The 15,630-nt window shown below is 70.6% G+C and carries 15 protein-coding genes; all 15 read left to right on the forward strand.

Going from position 1 to position 15,630, the window contains the following annotated elements:
* Nucleotides 1–216 precede the first annotated feature (216 nt).
* Entirely contained in the window at nt 217–945 is a 729-nt protein-coding gene (gene pgsA, locus A6P39_RS33435) for a phosphatidylinositol phosphate synthase (RefSeq protein ID WP_079133414.1), read from the forward strand.
* Nucleotides 942–1,850, forward strand: a complete 909-nt coding sequence (locus A6P39_RS33440) for a phosphatidylinositol mannoside acyltransferase (RefSeq protein ID WP_067046268.1) — start codon at nt 942–944, stop codon at nt 1,848–1,850. The genes pgsA and A6P39_RS33440 overlap by 4 nt, the downstream gene beginning before the upstream one ends.
* Nucleotides 1,847–3,010: a glycosyltransferase family 4 protein gene (locus A6P39_RS33445; RefSeq protein WP_067046270.1), complete on the forward strand. Its 1,164-nt coding sequence runs from the start codon at nt 1,847–1,849 to the stop codon at nt 3,008–3,010. The genes A6P39_RS33440 and A6P39_RS33445 overlap by 4 nt, the downstream gene beginning before the upstream one ends.
* Before the next feature lie 98 nt (nt 3,011–3,108).
* Nucleotides 3,109–3,651, forward strand: coding sequence for a hypothetical protein (locus A6P39_RS33450; RefSeq protein WP_067046272.1), 543 nt, complete (start codon nt 3,109–3,111; stop codon nt 3,649–3,651).
* Between the two features lie 114 nt (nt 3,652–3,765).
* Nucleotides 3,766–4,671: a pyridoxal 5'-phosphate synthase lyase subunit PdxS gene (pdxS, locus tag A6P39_RS33455; protein WP_067046275.1), complete on the forward strand. Its 906-nt coding sequence runs from the start codon at nt 3,766–3,768 to the stop codon at nt 4,669–4,671.
* A 21-nt stretch (nt 4,672–4,692) separates the two neighbouring features.
* The gene (gene pdxT, locus A6P39_RS33460; protein WP_067046277.1) at nt 4,693–5,298 is read left to right on the forward strand and encodes a pyridoxal 5'-phosphate synthase glutaminase subunit PdxT; all 606 of its coding nucleotides are present in this window, start codon (nt 4,693–4,695) and stop codon (nt 5,296–5,298) included.
* Nucleotides 5,299–5,346: 48 nt separating this feature from the next.
* The gene (locus A6P39_RS33465) at nt 5,347–6,099 is read left to right on the forward strand and encodes a YebC/PmpR family DNA-binding transcriptional regulator (RefSeq protein ID WP_067046279.1); all 753 of its coding nucleotides are present in this window, start codon (nt 5,347–5,349) and stop codon (nt 6,097–6,099) included.
* A gap of 172 nt (nt 6,100–6,271) precedes the next feature.
* Nucleotides 6,272–6,811, forward strand: coding sequence for a crossover junction endodeoxyribonuclease RuvC (gene ruvC / locus A6P39_RS33470; protein ID WP_067046281.1), 540 nt, complete (start codon nt 6,272–6,274; stop codon nt 6,809–6,811).
* Nucleotides 6,808–7,416, forward strand: coding sequence for a Holliday junction branch migration protein RuvA (ruvA, locus tag A6P39_RS33475; RefSeq protein WP_067046283.1), 609 nt, complete (start codon nt 6,808–6,810; stop codon nt 7,414–7,416). Before ruvC ends, ruvA begins: the two co-directional genes overlap by 4 nt.
* A 26-nt stretch (nt 7,417–7,442) precedes the next feature.
* Nucleotides 7,443–8,513 (forward strand): Holliday junction branch migration DNA helicase RuvB, encoded by a 1,071-nt coding sequence (gene ruvB / locus A6P39_RS33480; RefSeq protein WP_067046285.1) that lies wholly within the window; start codon nt 7,443–7,445, stop codon nt 8,511–8,513.
* 197 nt (nt 8,514–8,710) lie between these two features.
* Complete coding sequence (gene yajC, locus A6P39_RS33485; protein WP_067046287.1) at nt 8,711–9,223, forward strand: preprotein translocase subunit YajC; 513 nt, start codon at nt 8,711–8,713, stop codon at nt 9,221–9,223.
* A 144-nt stretch (nt 9,224–9,367) separates the two neighbouring features.
* A complete protein-coding gene (gene secD, locus A6P39_RS33490) occupies nt 9,368–11,158 on the forward strand; it encodes a protein translocase subunit SecD (RefSeq protein ID WP_199840814.1) in 1,791 nt (596 codons plus the stop codon).
* A gap of 3 nt (nt 11,159–11,161) precedes the next feature.
* Nucleotides 11,162–12,271, forward strand: coding sequence for a protein translocase subunit SecF (secF, locus tag A6P39_RS33495; protein ID WP_067046289.1), 1,110 nt, complete (start codon nt 11,162–11,164; stop codon nt 12,269–12,271).
* Nucleotides 12,268–12,807 carry an adenine phosphoribosyltransferase gene (locus A6P39_RS33500; protein WP_067046291.1) on the forward strand — a complete coding sequence of 180 codons (540 nt, stop codon included), beginning with the start codon at nt 12,268–12,270 and terminating at the stop codon, nt 12,805–12,807. Before secF ends, A6P39_RS33500 begins: the two co-directional genes overlap by 4 nt.
* Before the next feature lie 273 nt (nt 12,808–13,080).
* Complete coding sequence (gene relA / locus A6P39_RS33505) at nt 13,081–15,618, forward strand: GTP pyrophosphokinase (protein WP_067046293.1); 2,538 nt, start codon at nt 13,081–13,083, stop codon at nt 15,616–15,618.
* Nucleotides 15,619–15,630: the final 12 nt, after the last annotated feature.

Genomic DNA, 15,630 nt, shown 5'->3' on the forward strand with positions numbered 1-15,630 from the left:
TGCACGGTGAGGTCACTGTGGGCGCGGACACGCGGGATCCGCGTGCAGTGGCGGCTCCGGCGACGCCCGCGGTTATTCGAGCTTTCCACTCCCGTCACGCTGCGTCCATACGAAGGGCCCGATCGCGCCACGTACGCCCCGCGCGCGGCGGCGCACACCGGTTCAGGCAAGGGGGTGCGGGTGCCCGCCCGCCACGCACACGCGCGCGTGGCTACGATGGGCCAGCCGGAGGCCACGAGGGCCGCGGCGCCACCAACCGTCGGGAAGGCCATGCTGAACAAGTACGCGCGTGCATTCTTCACGCGTGTCCTCACACCGTTCGCCGCGTTTCTCATCCGGCGGGGGGTGAGCCCCGACACGGTCACGCTCATCGGTACGGCCGGTGTGGTGGCGGGCGCGCTGGTCTTCTACCCCCGGGGCGAGTTCTTCTGGGGCACGGTCGTCATCACCCTGTTCGTCTTCTCCGACCTGGTCGACGGCAACATGGCCCGCCAGCTGGGCCGCTCCAGCCGCTGGGGCGCCTTCCTGGACTCCACCCTCGACCGGGTCGCCGACGGCGCGATCTTCGGCGGCTTCGCGCTCTGGTACGCGGGCCACGGGAACAACAATGTGCTGTGCGCGGTGTCGATCTTCTGCCTGGCCAGCGGCCAGGTGGTGTCGTACACCAAGGCGCGCGGCGAGTCGATCGGGCTGCCGGTCGCCGTCAACGGGCTGGTCGAGCGCGCCGAGCGGCTGGTGATCTCGCTGGTCGCGGCGGGTTTGGCGGGCCTGCACAAGTTCGGCGTGCCGGGCATCCAGTGGCTGCTGCCGGTCGCTCTGTGGATCGTCGCCGCCGGCAGCCTCGTGACGCTGATCCAGCGGGTCGTCACCGTCCGCCGCGAGTCCGCCGAGGCGGAGGCGGCGGCCCGGCAGAACGCGTCCCAGGGGAGCGAGGCGGCGAAATGAGCACCGCCGAACGGCTCAGCGACGCGCTGTACGGCCTCGGCTGGAGCACCGTCAAGAAGCTCCCCGAACCGGCCGCGGTCCGGCTCGGCCGCACCATCGCCGACCTCGCCTGGAAGCAGCGCGGCAAGGGCGTCAAGCGGCTGGAGTCCAACTACGCGCGCGTGGTGCCCGGCGCCACCCCCGAGCGCCTCGCCGAACTCTCCCGCGCGGGCATGCGCTCGTACCTGCGCTACTGGATGGAGTCCTTCCGGCTGCCGGCCTGGAGCCGCGAGCGCGTGAAGACCGGCTTCGACCCCAAGGACATCCACTACCTGACCGACGGGCTCGCCTCCGGCCAGGGCGTGGTCCTCGCCCTGCCGCACATGGCCAACTACGACCTGGCCGGCGCCTGGGTCACCACCAAGCTGGAGACGCCGTTCACGACGGTCGCCGAGCGGCTGAAGCCCGAGACGCTCTACGACCGGTTCGTCGCCTACCGCGAGGGCCTCGGCATGGAGGTCCTGCCGCACAGCGGCGGCTCCGCGTTCGGCACCCTGGCCCGGCGGCTGCGCGACGGCGGCCTGGTCTGCCTGGTCGCGGACCGGGACCTGTCCGCCTCCGGCGTCGAGGTCGACTTCTTCGGCGAGCGGACCAGGATGCCCGCGGGCCCGGCCCTGCTCGCCCAGCAGACCGGTGCGCTGCTGCTGCCGGTCACCCTCTGGTACGACGACTCGCCCGTCATGCAGGGGCAGGTGCATCCCCCGGTAGAGGTACCCGGAACAGGCACGCGCGCGGAGAAGACGTCTGTGATGACACAGGCGCTGGCCGACGCCTTCGCCACCGGGATCGCCGGCCATCCGGAGGACTGGCACATGCTCCAGCGCTTGTGGCTCGCCGACCTCGACCCGGCGAAGGGGCCGTCGTGAGAATCGGGATCGTCTGCCCGTACTCCTGGGACGTGCCCGGGGGCGTCCAGTTCCACATCCGCGACCTCGCCGACTACTTCATCCGGCTCGGCCACGAGGTGTCCGTGCTCGCCCCGGCCGACGACGACACCCCGCTGCCGCCGTACGTCGTCTCGGCCGGCCGTGCGGTCCCGGTGCCGTACAACGGCTCGGTGGCCCGGCTGAACTTCGGCTTCCTGTCGGCCGCGCGGGTGCGGCGCTGGCTGCACGAGGGCGCCTTCGACGTGGTCCACATCCACGAGCCGACCTCGCCCTCGCTGGGCCTGCTGACCTGCTGGGCGGCGCAGGGCCCCATCGTGGCCACCTTCCACACCTCCAACCCGCGCTCACGCGCGATGATCGCCGCGTACTCCATCCTCCAGGCCGCGCTGGAGAAGATCAGCGCCCGGATCGCGGTCAGCGAGTACGCCCGCCGCACCCTGGTCGAGCATCTCGGCGGGGACGCGGTGGTCATCCCCAACGGGGTCGACGTGGACTTCTTCGCCAAGGCCGAGCCGAAGCCGGAGTGGCAGGGGGACACGATCGGCTTCATCGGCCGTATCGACGAGCCCCGCAAGGGCCTGCCCGTGCTGATGAAGGCCCTGCCGAAGATCCTGGCCGCCCGCCCGGAGACCCGCCTTCTGGTCGCGGGCCGCGGCGACGAGGAGGCCGCCGTCGAGGAGCTGCCGAAGGAACTGCGCGCGCGTGTGGAGTTCCTCGGCATGATCAGCGACGAGGACAAGGCGCGCTTCCTGCGCAGCGTCGACCTGTACGTCGCGCCCAACACCGGCGGCGAGAGCTTCGGCATCATCCTGGTCGAGGCGATGTCGGCGGGCGCGCCCGTGCTCGCCTCCGACCTGGACGCCTTCGTGCAGGTCCTCGACCAGGGCGAGGCGGGCGAGGTCTTCGCCAACGAGGACGCCGACGCGCTCGCCGCGGCCGCCCTGCGGCTGCTCGCGGACCCGGTGCGCCGCGCCGAACTGAGCGAGCGCGGCAGCGCACACGTCCGGCGGTTCGACTGGTCGACGGTCGGCGCGGACATCCTGTCGGTCTACGAGACGGTGACGGCCGGCGCGGCCGCGGTCGCGGCGGACGAGCGCACGACGGGACTACGGGCACGTTTCGGACTGGCCCGGGACTGACGGTCCGCCCCGGGTCCGGGACGGACGGCTCGGGTGGGTTCGCATCCGGGCCGGGACCGGCGCCGAGGGTGTCCGTGCGCAGCCGATAGCCTTCCGGCGTGACCGCAACCCTCATCTGGATCCTTGTCGTCCTCGTCGCGATCGGCGTGTATCTGAGCTGGACCGCCGGGCGGCTGGACCGGTTGCACGTGCGGATGGACGCCGCGCGGGCCGCGCTGGACGCGCAGCTGCTGCGGAGGGCCTCCGTGACCCAGGAACTGGCCACCTCGGGCGTGCTGGACCCGGCCGCCTCGATCGTGCTGTACGAGGCCGCGCACGCGGCCCGGCAGGCCGAGGAGGAGCAGCGTGAGGTCGCGGAGAGCGAGCTGAGCCAGGCGCTGCGCGCGGTCTTCCAGGACCCGGTGCAGGTGGAGGCCGTACGCGAGGCCCCGGGCGGCGAGGAGGCGGCTCATGAACTGGCCGAGGCCGTCCGCCGGGTCCCCATGGCCCGGCGCTTCCACAACGACGCCGTGGGGGCCGCCCGCAGGCTGCGCGAGCACCGCAAGGTCCGCTGGTTCCGGCTCGCCGGCCACGCCCCGTTCCCGCTGGCCTTCGAAATGGACGACGAGCCGCCCGCGGCCCTGGTGGAGCGCGTCGGCTGAACCCCGGGTGAACCAAAAGGATCCACCGGCTTCTCATTGGCCCTTGCTGTGGCCTGGTCCACTCGCGTTTCCTCGGTGAGGCAGAAACCCTCTTTCCCTTCAGTGAGGTCATCCGTGTCCACCAACGAGAACCAGGCTCCCGAGACCGGCACCGCGCGCGTGAAGCGCGGCATGGCCGAACAGCTCAAGGGCGGCGTGATCATGGACGTCGTCACGCCGGAGCAGGCGAAGATCGCCGAGGACGCGGGCGCCGTCGCCGTCATGGCGCTGGAGCGGGTCCCCGCCGACATCCGCAAGGACGGCGGCGTGGCCCGTATGTCCGACCCGGACATGATCGAGGGCATCATCGACGCCGTTTCCATCCCGGTCATGGCCAAGTCCCGCATCGGCCACTTCGTCGAGGCCCAGGTCCTCCAGTCCCTCGGCGTCGACTACATCGACGAGTCCGAGGTCCTCACCCCGGCCGACGAGGTCAACCACTCCGACAAGTGGGCCTTCACCACCCCCTTCGTCTGTGGTGCCACCAACCTGGGCGAGGCCCTGCGCCGCATCGCCGAGGGCGCCGCGATGATCCGCTCCAAGGGCGAGGCCGGCACCGGCAACGTCGTCGAGGCCGTCCGCCACCTGCGCCAGATCAAGAACGAGATCGCCAAGCTGCGCGGCTTCGACAACCACGAGCTGTACGCCGCCGCCAAGGAGCTGCGCGCCCCGTACGAGCTGGTCAAGGAGGTCGCCGAGCTGGGCAAGCTCCCGGTCGTGCTGTTCTCCGCCGGTGGCGTGGCCACCCCGGCCGACGCGGCCCTGATGCGTCAGCTCGGCGCCGAGGGCGTCTTCGTGGGCTCCGGCATCTTCAAGTCCGGCGACCCGGCCAAGCGCGCCGCCGCCATCGTGAAGGCCACCACCTTCTACGACGACCCGAAGATCATCGCGGACGCGTCCCGCAACCTCGGCGAGGCCATGGTCGGCATCAACTGCGACACCCTCCCCGAGACCGAGCGCTACGCGAACCGCGGCTGGTAAGCACACAGGTATCCGAACCCCATGAACACTCCTGTCATAGGCGTCCTGGCCCTCCAGGGCGACGTACGGGAGCACCTCATCGCCCTGGCCGCGGCCGACGCCGTGGCCAGGCCGGTGCGGCGCCCCGAGGAACTCGCCGAGGTGGACGGCCTCGTCCTGCCCGGCGGTGAGTCCACCACCATCTCCAAGCTGGCCGTCCTGTTCGGCGTGATGGAGCCGCTCCGCGCGCGCGTGCACGCCGGCATGCCCGTCTACGGCACCTGCGCCGGCATGATCATGCTCGCCGACAAGATCCTCGACCCGCGCTCGGGCCAGGAGACGATCGGCGGCATCGACATGATCGTGCGCCGCAACGCCTTCGGACGGCAGAACGAGTCGTTCGAGGCCGCGGTCGACGTGAAGGGCGTTGCGGGCGATCCTGTGGAGGGGGTCTTCATCCGTGCTCCCTGGGTCGAGTCCGTGGGCGCCGGGGCCGAGGTGCTCGCCGAGCACGACGGCCACATCGTCGCCGTCCGCCAGGGCAACGCGATCGCCACGTCGTTCCACCCGGAACTGACCGGCGACCACCGCGTGCACTCCCTGTTCGTGGACATGGTGCGCGCAAACCGTACGGCCGAGTCCTTGTAGGATCTCTGGCGTTCGTTATGTGGATGGTTACGCGAAGGAGACAGGCAGATGTCCGGCCACTCTAAATGGGCTACGACGAAGCACAAGAAGGCCGTGATCGACGCCAAGCGCGGCAAGCTCTTCGCGAAGCTGATCAAGAACATCGAGGTCGCCGCGCGCATGGGCGGCGTCGACCTCGACGGCAACCCGACCCTCTACGACGCCGTCCAGAAGGCCAAGAAGCAGTCGGTCCCGAACAAGAACATCGACTCCGCGATCAAGCGCGGCGGTGGCCTTGAGGCCGGCGGTGCCGACTACGAGACGATCATGTACGAGGGCTACGGCCCCAACGGTGTCGCGGTGCTCATCGAGTGCCTCACCGACAACCGTAACCGCGCCGCCTCCGACGTCCGTGTCGCCATGACCCGCAACGGCGGTTCCATGGCCGACCCGGGCTCGGTGTCGTACCTCTTCAACCGCAAGGGCGTCGTGATCGTCCCCAAGGGCGAGCTGACCGAGGACGACGTCCTCGGCGCCGTCCTGGACGCCGGCGCCGAGGAGGTCAACGACCTCGGCGAGTCCTTCGAGGTTCTCAGCGAGGCCACCGACCTGGTCGCGGTCCGCACCGCCCTCCAGGAGGCCGGCATCGACTACGACTCCGCCGAGGCCAACTTCGTCCCGACCATGCAGGTCGAGCTGGACGAGGAGGGCGCCAAGAAGATCTTCAAGCTCATCGACGCCCTCGAGGACAGCGACGACGTGCAGAACGTCTTCGCCAACTTCGACGTGAGCGACGAGGTCATGGAGAAGGTCGACGCGTAGCGCCGCCGCGAGCTGCGCAGGTCTCACGGGCCGACGGGACAACCCGTCGGCCCGTCGCCGTGCCGGGCGCCGGTGCACGGCGTTGTCAGTGGCACCCGATAGCCTGCACGAACTGGGGGCAGAGCCCAGCGGCAGCTGGGGGACGATCGAGTCGGCGAAGGGAGGGGGCGCGGTGCGCGTACTGGGGGTGGACCCCGGGCTGACCCGTTGCGGCGTCGGCGTCGTCGAGGGAGTCGCGGGCCGGCCGCTCACCATGCTCGGCGTCGGCGTCGTCAGGACCCCGGCGGACGCCGAACTCAGCCGGCGCCTGCTCTTCGTCGAAGAGGGCATCGAGCAGTGGCTGGACGAGCACCGGCCCGAGTTCGTGGCTGTCGAGCGCGTCTTCAGCCAGCACAACGTACGCACGGTGATGGGCACCGCCCAGGCCAGCGCCGTCGCCATGCTGTGCGCCGCCCGGCGCGGCATCCCCGTCGCCCTGCACACCCCGAGTGAGGTCAAAGCGGCCGTCACCGGCACCGGCCGGGCCGGCAAGGAGCAGGTCGGCGCCATGGTCACCCGGCTGCTCCGGCTCGCCGCACCGCCCAAGCCGGCCGACGCCGCCGACGCCCTCGCGCTCGCCATCTGCCACATCTGGCGCGCCCCCGCCCAGAACCGGCTCCAGCAGGCGGTCGCCCGCCACACCGTCAACGCAACGAAAGGCCGTACGGCATGATCGCCTTCGTCAGCGGCACGGTCGCCGCGCTCGCTCCCGACGCCGCGGTCGTCGAGGTGGGCGGCGTCGGCATGGCCGTCCAGTGCACGCCGAACACGCTGTCCACGCTCCGCATCGGCCAGCCCGCCAAGCTGCACACCTCCCTGGTGGTCCGTGAGGACTCCCTCACCCTGTACGGCTTCACCGACGACGACGAGCGCCAGGTCTTCGTGCTGCTCCAGACCGCGAGCGGCGTCGGCCCGCGCCTCGCTCAGGCGATGCTCGCCGTGCACACCCCGGACGCGCTGCGCCGCGCCGTGGCCACCGGTGACGAGAAGGCCCTCACGGCCGTCCCCGGCATCGGCAAGAAGGGCGCGCAGAAGCTGCTGCTGGAGCTGAAGGACCGCCTCGGCGAACCAGTCGGGACGGCCCCCGCGGTCGGCTCCCCGGTCACCCAGGGCTGGCGCGACCAGCTGCACGCGGCCCTCATCGGCCTCGGCTACGCCACCCGCGAGGCCGACGAGGCCGTCGCCGCCGTGGCCCCCCGGGCCGAGGCGGCGGGCGGCACGCCCCAGGTCGGCCAGCTGCTGAAGGCCGCCCTGCAGACCCTGAACCGCGCCCGCTGACCTGCGCCACCAGCTAGGAGACCCAAGTGAACTGGGACGACACCACCGACACGTCCGCCGCCGAGCGGCTGGTCGGTGCGTCCGCCGACCGGGAGGACCAGGCCGTCGAGGCCGCCCTGCGCCCCAAGGACCTCGGCGAGTTCATCGGTCAGGAGAAGGTCCGCGAACAGCTCGACCTCGTCCTGCGCGCCGCACGCGCGCGTGGCGCCACCGCCGACCACGTGCTGCTCTCCGGTGCGCCCGGCCTCGGCAAGACCACCCTGTCGATGATCATCGCGGCCGAGATGGGTGCCCCCATCCGCATCACCTCGGGCCCCGCCATCCAGCACGCCGGCGACCTCGCCGCGATCCTCTCCTCCCTGCAGGAGGGCGAGGTCCTCTTCCTCGACGAGATCCACCGCATGTCCCGGCCCGCCGAGGAGATGCTGTACATGGCGATGGAGGACTTCCGCGTCGACGTCATCGTCGGCAAGGGCCCCGGCGCCACCGCCATCCCGCTCGAGCTGCCCCCCTTCACCCTGGTCGGCGCCACCACGCGCGCGGGTCTGCTGCCGCCTCCGCTGCGCGACCGCTTCGGGTTCACCGCCCACATGGAGTTCTACGAGCCGCACGAGCTGGAGCGGGTCGTGCACCGCTCGGCGAGTCTGCTGGACGTCGAGATCGAGCCGGACGGCGCCGCCGAGATCGCCGGCCGCTCCCGTGGCACGCCCCGTATCGCCAACCGCCTGCTGCGCCGCGTCCGCGACTATGCGCAGGTCAAGGCGGACGGCCTGATCACCCGGGACATCGCCGGGGCCGCCCTCGCCGTCTACGAGGTCGACGCCCGCGGCCTCGACCGTCTCGACCGAGCCGTCCTCGAAGCCCTGCTGAAACTGTTCGGCGGCGGCCCGGTCGGCCTGTCCACGCTCGCCGTCGCCGTGGGGGAGGAGCGGGAGACCGTCGAGGAGGTCGCCGAGCCGTTCCTCGTCCGGGAGGGCCTGCTGGCCCGTACCCCGCGCGGCCGGGTCGCCACGCCCGCCGCCTGGGCGCACCTCGGCCTCACCGCGCCGCGCACGTCAGCCGGGGGCAACGGACAGCAGGACCTGTTCGGGACCTGACAGCGGAGGGCGGCGCCGTACCGGCCCGGTGACAGAGCGGCATTGGCGGGAGCAGGAACCCAGGTGCCATGCTGAGCGTTGTTCCATGCACGCGGACTCGCTTAGACTCCGCCGATGCCGCCCTTGCGGGCGGCGCCGACCACACCCCCGTCAACAGGCCGCTCTCCGTCGCGGTCGCGCGAAGGAAATCCCGTCCCGTGAATGCCTTTACCCTTCTCCCCTTCATCGTGCTCATCGCGGCCATGTTCCTGATGACACGCTCGGCCAAGAAGAAGCAGCAGCAGGCCGCCTCCATGCGGAACGAGATGCAGCCCGGCTCCGGTGTCCGCACGATCGGGGGGATGTACGCGACGGTCAAGGAGGTCCACGAGGACACGGTCCTCCTCGACGCCGGCCCCGGTGTCGAACTCCTCTTCGCCAAGAACGCGATCGGCGCCGTCCTCACCGACGACGAGTACAACCGCATCGTGCACGGCATCGAGCACGACCTGAAGGCCGACGCCGACATCGTCCCGGACGACGCGTCCTCCCTCACCGAGAGCGACGAGTCCGACGCGCCCGCTGCCGCCGCCTCCGACGACAAGGCCGTCGACCTCGGTAAGAAGGACGCTGCGGAGGACGGCACCGACGCGGCCGAGGCCGCCGAGGCCGCCGAGACCAAGGCCGACGACGAGCCGAAGAAGACCGACGGCGACTCCGACGCGAAGTAGTCACGCCCCGGTGGTGCGCTACGCGGCATAATCACGCCCCGCGCACCATCGGGCACGTCTGTTTCCCGCACGGGAGCCCGACACCATGTCATGGCCGACCGCGCCGACCAGGGCGCGGAGCGGCCCGAGAGGGAGTACGAGAAGGTGGCAGCACCTAAGAGGGGCCGGAGCGCGAGTGCCCAGAGCAAGCCAGGGCGCTCGCTGGCCCTCATCCTGATCGCCATCGTGGCGCTCACCGGAGGCATGTTCCTCTCCGGGAACACCACTCCGCGTCTCGGCATCGACCTCGCCGGTGGTACGAGCATCACGCTCAAGGCGAAGGCCGACCAGGGGTCCGCGATCAACAAGGCCAATATGGACACCGCGGTCGACATCATGAACCGCCGCGTCAACGGCCTCGGCGTCTCCGAAGCGGAGGTGCAGACCCAGGGGAACGACAACATCATCGTCAACATCCCCAAGGGCACCAATTCGAAGGAAGCCCAGCAGCAGGTCGGCACCACCGCCAAGCTGTACTTCCGCCCGGTCCTGGCCAGCGAGCCCAGCACTCCCGCCACGCCGAGCCCCTCGCCGAGCGCGTCCTCCAGCGGCAGCTCCTCGCCGAAGCCGAACGCGAGCCCCTCCGCGAGCGCGTCCTCGAAGCACAAGGCGTCCTCGTCCTCCACGGCGTCCCCGACCGCTTCCGCGACCTCCCAGGGCCGCGCGGTCACCGGCGCGCTGAAGGCGGGCTCCACCCCCTCGCCGAGCACCACCGCCTCCGGCAGCGCCAAGCCGCCGGCCACCCCGTCGTCCTCCGCCGGCGGCGCCGCCGCGGACGCCGCCAAGCTCCAGGCCCAGTACGCGGCCCTGGACTGCACCAAGCCCGCGGATCGCGCCAAGGTCGGCGGCGCAGCCAAGCCGGGCGAGTCCACGGTGGCCTGCGGCCAGATCAAGAAGACCTGGTACAAGTACGTGCTCGGCCCTGCCGCCGTCGACGGCACCGAGGTGAAGAAGGCGCAGGCCGTCTTCGACACCCAGGGCGCCTCCGGCTGGCAGGTCCAGATGACCTTCAGCTCCAACGGTGCCAAGAAGTTCGCGGACATCACCGGTCAGCTGGCCAAGAACCAGCAGCCGCAGAACGAGTTCGGCATCGTCCTCGACGGCGAGGTCGTCTCCAGCCCGTACGTGAGCCAGGCCATCACCGGCGGCCAGGCGGAGATCTCCGGCAGCTTCACCCAGCAGGACGCCCAGAGCCTCGCCAACATGCTGTCGTACGGCGCCCTGCCGCTGTCCTTCCAGGAGCAGTCCGTCACCACCGTCACCGCCGCGCTCGGTGGTGAGCAGCTGCACGCCGGTCTGCTCGCCGGCGCGATCGGCCTCGGGCTGGTCGTGCTCTACCTGGTGGTGTACTACCGCGGTCTGTCGCTCGTCGCCATGGCCTCGCTGCTGACCTCCGCGATCCTCACCTACGTGATCATGTCGCTGCTCGGCCCGGCCATCGGCTTCGCGCTGAACCTGCCGGCCGTCTGCGGTGCCATCGTCGCCATCGGTATCACCGCCGACTCGTTCATCGTGTACTTCGAACGCATCCGGGACGAGATCCGCGAGGGACGCTCGCTGCGCCCCGCCGTCGAGCGGGCCTGGCCGCGCGCACGGCGCACCATCCTCGTCTCCGACTTCGTGTCGTTCCTCGCCGCCGCCGTCCTGTTCATCGTCACCGTCGGCAAGGTCCAGGGCTTCGCGTTCACGCTCGGCCTGACCACCGTGCTCGACGTGGTCGTCGTCTTCCTCTTCACCAAGCCGCTGATGACACTCCTCGCCCGCCGCCCGTTCTTCGCGAACGGCCACAAGTGGTCCGGTCTCGACCCGAAGAGTCTCGGGGCCAAGGCACCGCTGCGCCGCACCCGCCGTCCCGCCGGTCCCGCCACCGGCTCCGTCGACCCGAAGGAGGCGTGAGCGATGTCGAAACTCGGCAACCTCGGCGCTCGACTGCACCGCGGCGAGATCTCCTACGACTTCGTCGGCAAGCGCAAGATCTGGTACGGCATCTCCATCCTGATCACCATCACGGCCATCCTCGGCCTGGCGGTGCGCGGCCTGAACATGGGCATCGAGTTCAAGGGCGGCGCGGTCTTCACCACGCCGACCCACATGAGCACCTCGGTCACCCAGGCGGAGACGTACGCCAAGAACGCCTCCGGCCATGAGGCGATCGTGCAGAAGCTCGGCAACGGCAGCCTGCGCATCCAGATCGCCGGCATCGACACCGGCCAGTCCGACAAGATCAAGCAGGACCTGGCCAAGGACCTGAACCTCAACCCCGAGAAGCTCGCCGCCGACCTGGTCGGCCCGAGCTGGGGACAGCAGATCGCCAGCAAGGCCTGGGAGGGCCTGGCGATCTTCATGGTCCTCGTCGTGATCTACCTGGCCATCGCCTTCGAGTGGCGCATGGCCCTCGCGGCCCTCGTCGCGCTGATCCACGACATCACCATCACGACCGGTATCTACGCCCTCGTCGGCTTCGAGGTCACGCCCGGTACGGTCATCGGTCTGCTGACCATCCTCGGTTACTCGCTCTACGACACGGTCGTCGTCTTCGACAGCCTCAAGGAGCAGACGAAGGACATCACCAAGCAGACCCGCTGGACCTACAGCGACATCGCCAACCGTTCGATCAACGGCACCCTGGTCCGTTCCATCAACACCACGGTCGTCGCCCTGCTGCCGGTCGCCGGCCTGCTGTTCATCGGCGGCGGCTTCCTCGGCGCCGGCACGCTGAACGACATCTCCCTGTCGCTGTTCGTCGGCCTCGCGGCCGGTGCCTACTCGTCGATCTTCATCGCCACGCCGCTCGTCGCCGACCTCAAGGAGCGCGAGCCGGCGATGCGGTCCCTCACCAAGCGGGTCCTGGCCAAGCGCGCCCAGGCCGCCGCCGAGGAGGACCTCGCGGCCGACCGCGCCGCCCTCGACGACGACTCCGACGACACCGCCCCCGCCGTCGTGGGCCCCCGCAACCAGTCCGCGCCCCGCAGCCGGGGCCGCGGCCGACCCTCCGGGAAGCGCCGATGACCGACATCAAGGAGCTGCTGCTCAGCCGTATCCGTGATGTGGCCGACTATCCCGAGCCCGGGGTGATGTTCAAGGACATCACCCCGCTCCTCGCGGACCCGGCCGCCTTCACGGCGCTCACCGACGCGCTCGCCGACATCGCGGCCAACACCGGCGCGACCAAGGTCGTGGGCCTCGAGGCCCGGGGTTTCATCCTCGGCGCCCCGGTCGCCGTCCGCGCGGGCCTCGGCTTCATCCCGGTCCGCAAGGCGGGCAAGCTCCCCGGAGCGACGCTGCGCCAGGCGTACGACCTGGAGTACGGCTCGGCCGAGATCGAGGTGCACGCCGAGGACCTGACCTCCGCCGACCGCGTCCTGATCGTGGACGACGTGCTCGCGACCGGCGGTACGGCCGAGGCCGCGATCCATCTCATCCAGCGCGCCGGAGCCCAGGTCGCGGGCCTGGCGGTGCTCATGGAACTGGGCTTCCTCGACGGCCGCGCCCGGCTGGAACCGGCACTCGCGGGGGCCCCGCTGGAGGCGCTCCTCCAGGTCTGACAGGCCCCGCCCTTCTCGTCGTACGGCCGTCCCGGCACCGCACCGGGGCGGCCGTACGCATACGACGGGCGCCCGCGGCGACCACGTTCAGGACACCCTGCGCACGTCCCCCGCACACCCGCAATCCATATCCCGGAATCCGGCGGTGGCCTCTTGCGTTGCACAGGTAGACGGTCCTCACAGCGGACTGAAGGCGATGACCCTCCGCAGGATCGCTACCATGGGGTCTCCGGAGCCTGACCGGGGGACCCGGATCGCGCACGAGGAGCCCTCTTGCCAGACGAGGCCCAGCCACTGACAGCCGCCAAGCCCGAGCCCGCCTCGGCGCCCGCGGCCAAGCCCGCGCCGCACGCGTCCAACGCGAAGAACGACACCCGCGGGCCGATCGAGCACGCCCAGTCCGCGCCCGTCGAGAAGGCTGCCGAGGCCTCGCGTCCCAAGCCGGTCCCGCCCGAGCGTCCGGTGCAGCCGCCCGTGGTGCGTCAGCCCGTCGGCCAGCCCGTGCGCTCCGGCTCCTCCAACCGCGTCCGGGCCCGCCTGGCCCGCCTCGGGGTCCAGCGCGCCAACCCCTACAACCCGGTCCTGGAGCCGCTGCTGCGCATAGTGCGCAGCAACGACCCCAAGATCGAGAACGCCACGCTGCGCCAGATCGAGCGCGCCTACCAGGTCGCCGAGCGCTGGCACCGCGGCCAGAAGCGCAAGAGCGGTGATCCGTACATCACGCACCCGCTCGCCGTGACGACCATCCTCGCCGAGCTGGGCATGGATCCGGCCACGCTCATGGCGGGCCTGCTGCACGACACCGTCGAGGACACCGAGTACGGCCTCGAGGACCTGCGCCGCGACTTCGGCGACGTGGTCACCCTGCTCGTCGACGGCGTCACCAAGCTGGACAAGGTCAAGTTCGGCGAGGCCGCGCAGGCCGAGACCGTGCGCAAGATGGTCGTCGCCATGGCCAAGGACCCGCGCGTCCTGGTCATCAAGCTGGCCGACCGCCTGCACAACATGCGCACCATGCGCTACCTCAAGCGCGAGAAGCAGGAGAAGAAGGCGCGCGAGACCCTCGAGATCTACGCGCCGCTCGCCCACCGCCTCGGCATGAACACCATCAAGTGGGAGCTGGAGGACCTCGCGTTCGCGATCCTCTACCCCAAGATGTACGACGAGATCGTACGGCTGGTGGCCGAAAGGGCACCGAAGCGTGACGAGTACCTGGCGATAGTGACCGACGAGGTCCAGGCCGACCTGCGTGCCGCCCGCATCAAGGCGACCGTCACCGGCCGCCCGAAGCACTACTACAGCGTCTACCAGAAGATGATCGTCCGCGGCCGTGACTTCGCGGAGATCTACGACCTGGTGGGCATCCGTGTCCTCGTCGACACGGTCCGCGACTGCTACGCCGCCCTCGGCACCGTGCACGCGCGATGGAACCCGGTCCCCGGCCGGTTCAAGGACTACATCGCGATGCCCAAGTTCAACATGTACCAGTCGCTGCACACGACGGTCATCGGACCCAACGGCAAGCCGGTCGAACTGCAGATCCGCACCTTCGACATGCACCGCCGCGCCGAGTACGGCATCGCCGCGCACTGGAAGTACAAGCAGGAGGCCGTCGCCGGTGCCTCCAAGGTGCGCACCGACCTGCCCAAGGCCTCCGGCAAGGACAAGGACGCCATCAACGACATGGCGTGGCTCAGGCAGCTGCTGGACTGGCAGAAGGAGACCGAGGACCCCGGCGAGTTCCTCGAGTCGCTGCGCTTCGACCTGTCCCGCAACGAGGTCTTCGTCTTCACCCCCAAGGGCGACGTCATAGCGCTGCCCGCGGGCGCCACACCCGTGGACTTCGCGTACGCCGTCCACACCGAGGTCGGCCACCGCACCATAGGAGCGCGGGTCAACGGCCGGCTCGTACCGCTCGAGTCCACCCTGGACAACGGCGACCTCGTCGAGGTCTTCACCTCCAAGGCGGCCGGCGCCGGGCCGTCCCGGGACTGGCTGGGCTTCGTCAAGTCACCGCGCGCCCGCAACAAGATCCGGGCCTGGTTCTCCAAGGAGCGCCGGGACGAGGCGATCGAGCAGGGCAAGGACGCCATCGTCCGGGCCATGCGCAAGCAGAACCTGCCGATCCAGCGCATCCTCACCGGCGACTCCCTCGTCACGCTCGCGCACGAGATGCGCTACTCGGACATCTCCGCGCTGTACGCGGCGATCGGCGAGGGCCATGTCTCCGCGCAGAACATCGTGCAGAAGCTCGTCCAGGCCCTCGGCGGCGAGGAGGCGGCCACCGAGGAGATCGACGAGGCGGTCCCGCCGTCGCGCAGCCGCGGCCGCAAGCGCCGCTCCAGCGCCGACCCGGGCGTCGTCGTCAAGGGCGTCGACGACGTGTGGGTCAAGCTGGCCCGCTGCTGCACGCCCGTGCCCGGCGACCCGATCATCGGCTTCGTCACGCGCGGCAGTGGCGTATCGGTTCACCGCAGCGACTGCGTCAACGTCGACTCACTGTCCCGGGAGCCGGAGCGCATCCTCGACGTCGAGTGGGCGCCCACCCAGTCCTCGGTCTTCCTGGTCGCCATCCAGGTCGAGGCCCTGGACCGCTCCCGCCTGCTGTCGGACGTCACCCGCGTGCTGTCCGACCAGCACGTCAACATCCTCTCCGCGGCCGTCCAGACCTCCCGCGACCGGGTGGCCACCTCCCGCTTCACCTTCGAGATGGGCGACCCGAAGCACCTCGGCCACGTCCTGAAGGCCGTACGGGGCGTGGAGGGCGTGTACGACGTGTACCGCGTGACGTCGGGACGCTCCCGGTCGTAGGCGCTTACCGCG

The organism is Streptomyces sp. FXJ1.172, assembly GCF_001636945.3.
Lineage (GTDB): Bacteria > Actinomycetota > Actinomycetes > Streptomycetales > Streptomycetaceae > Streptomyces.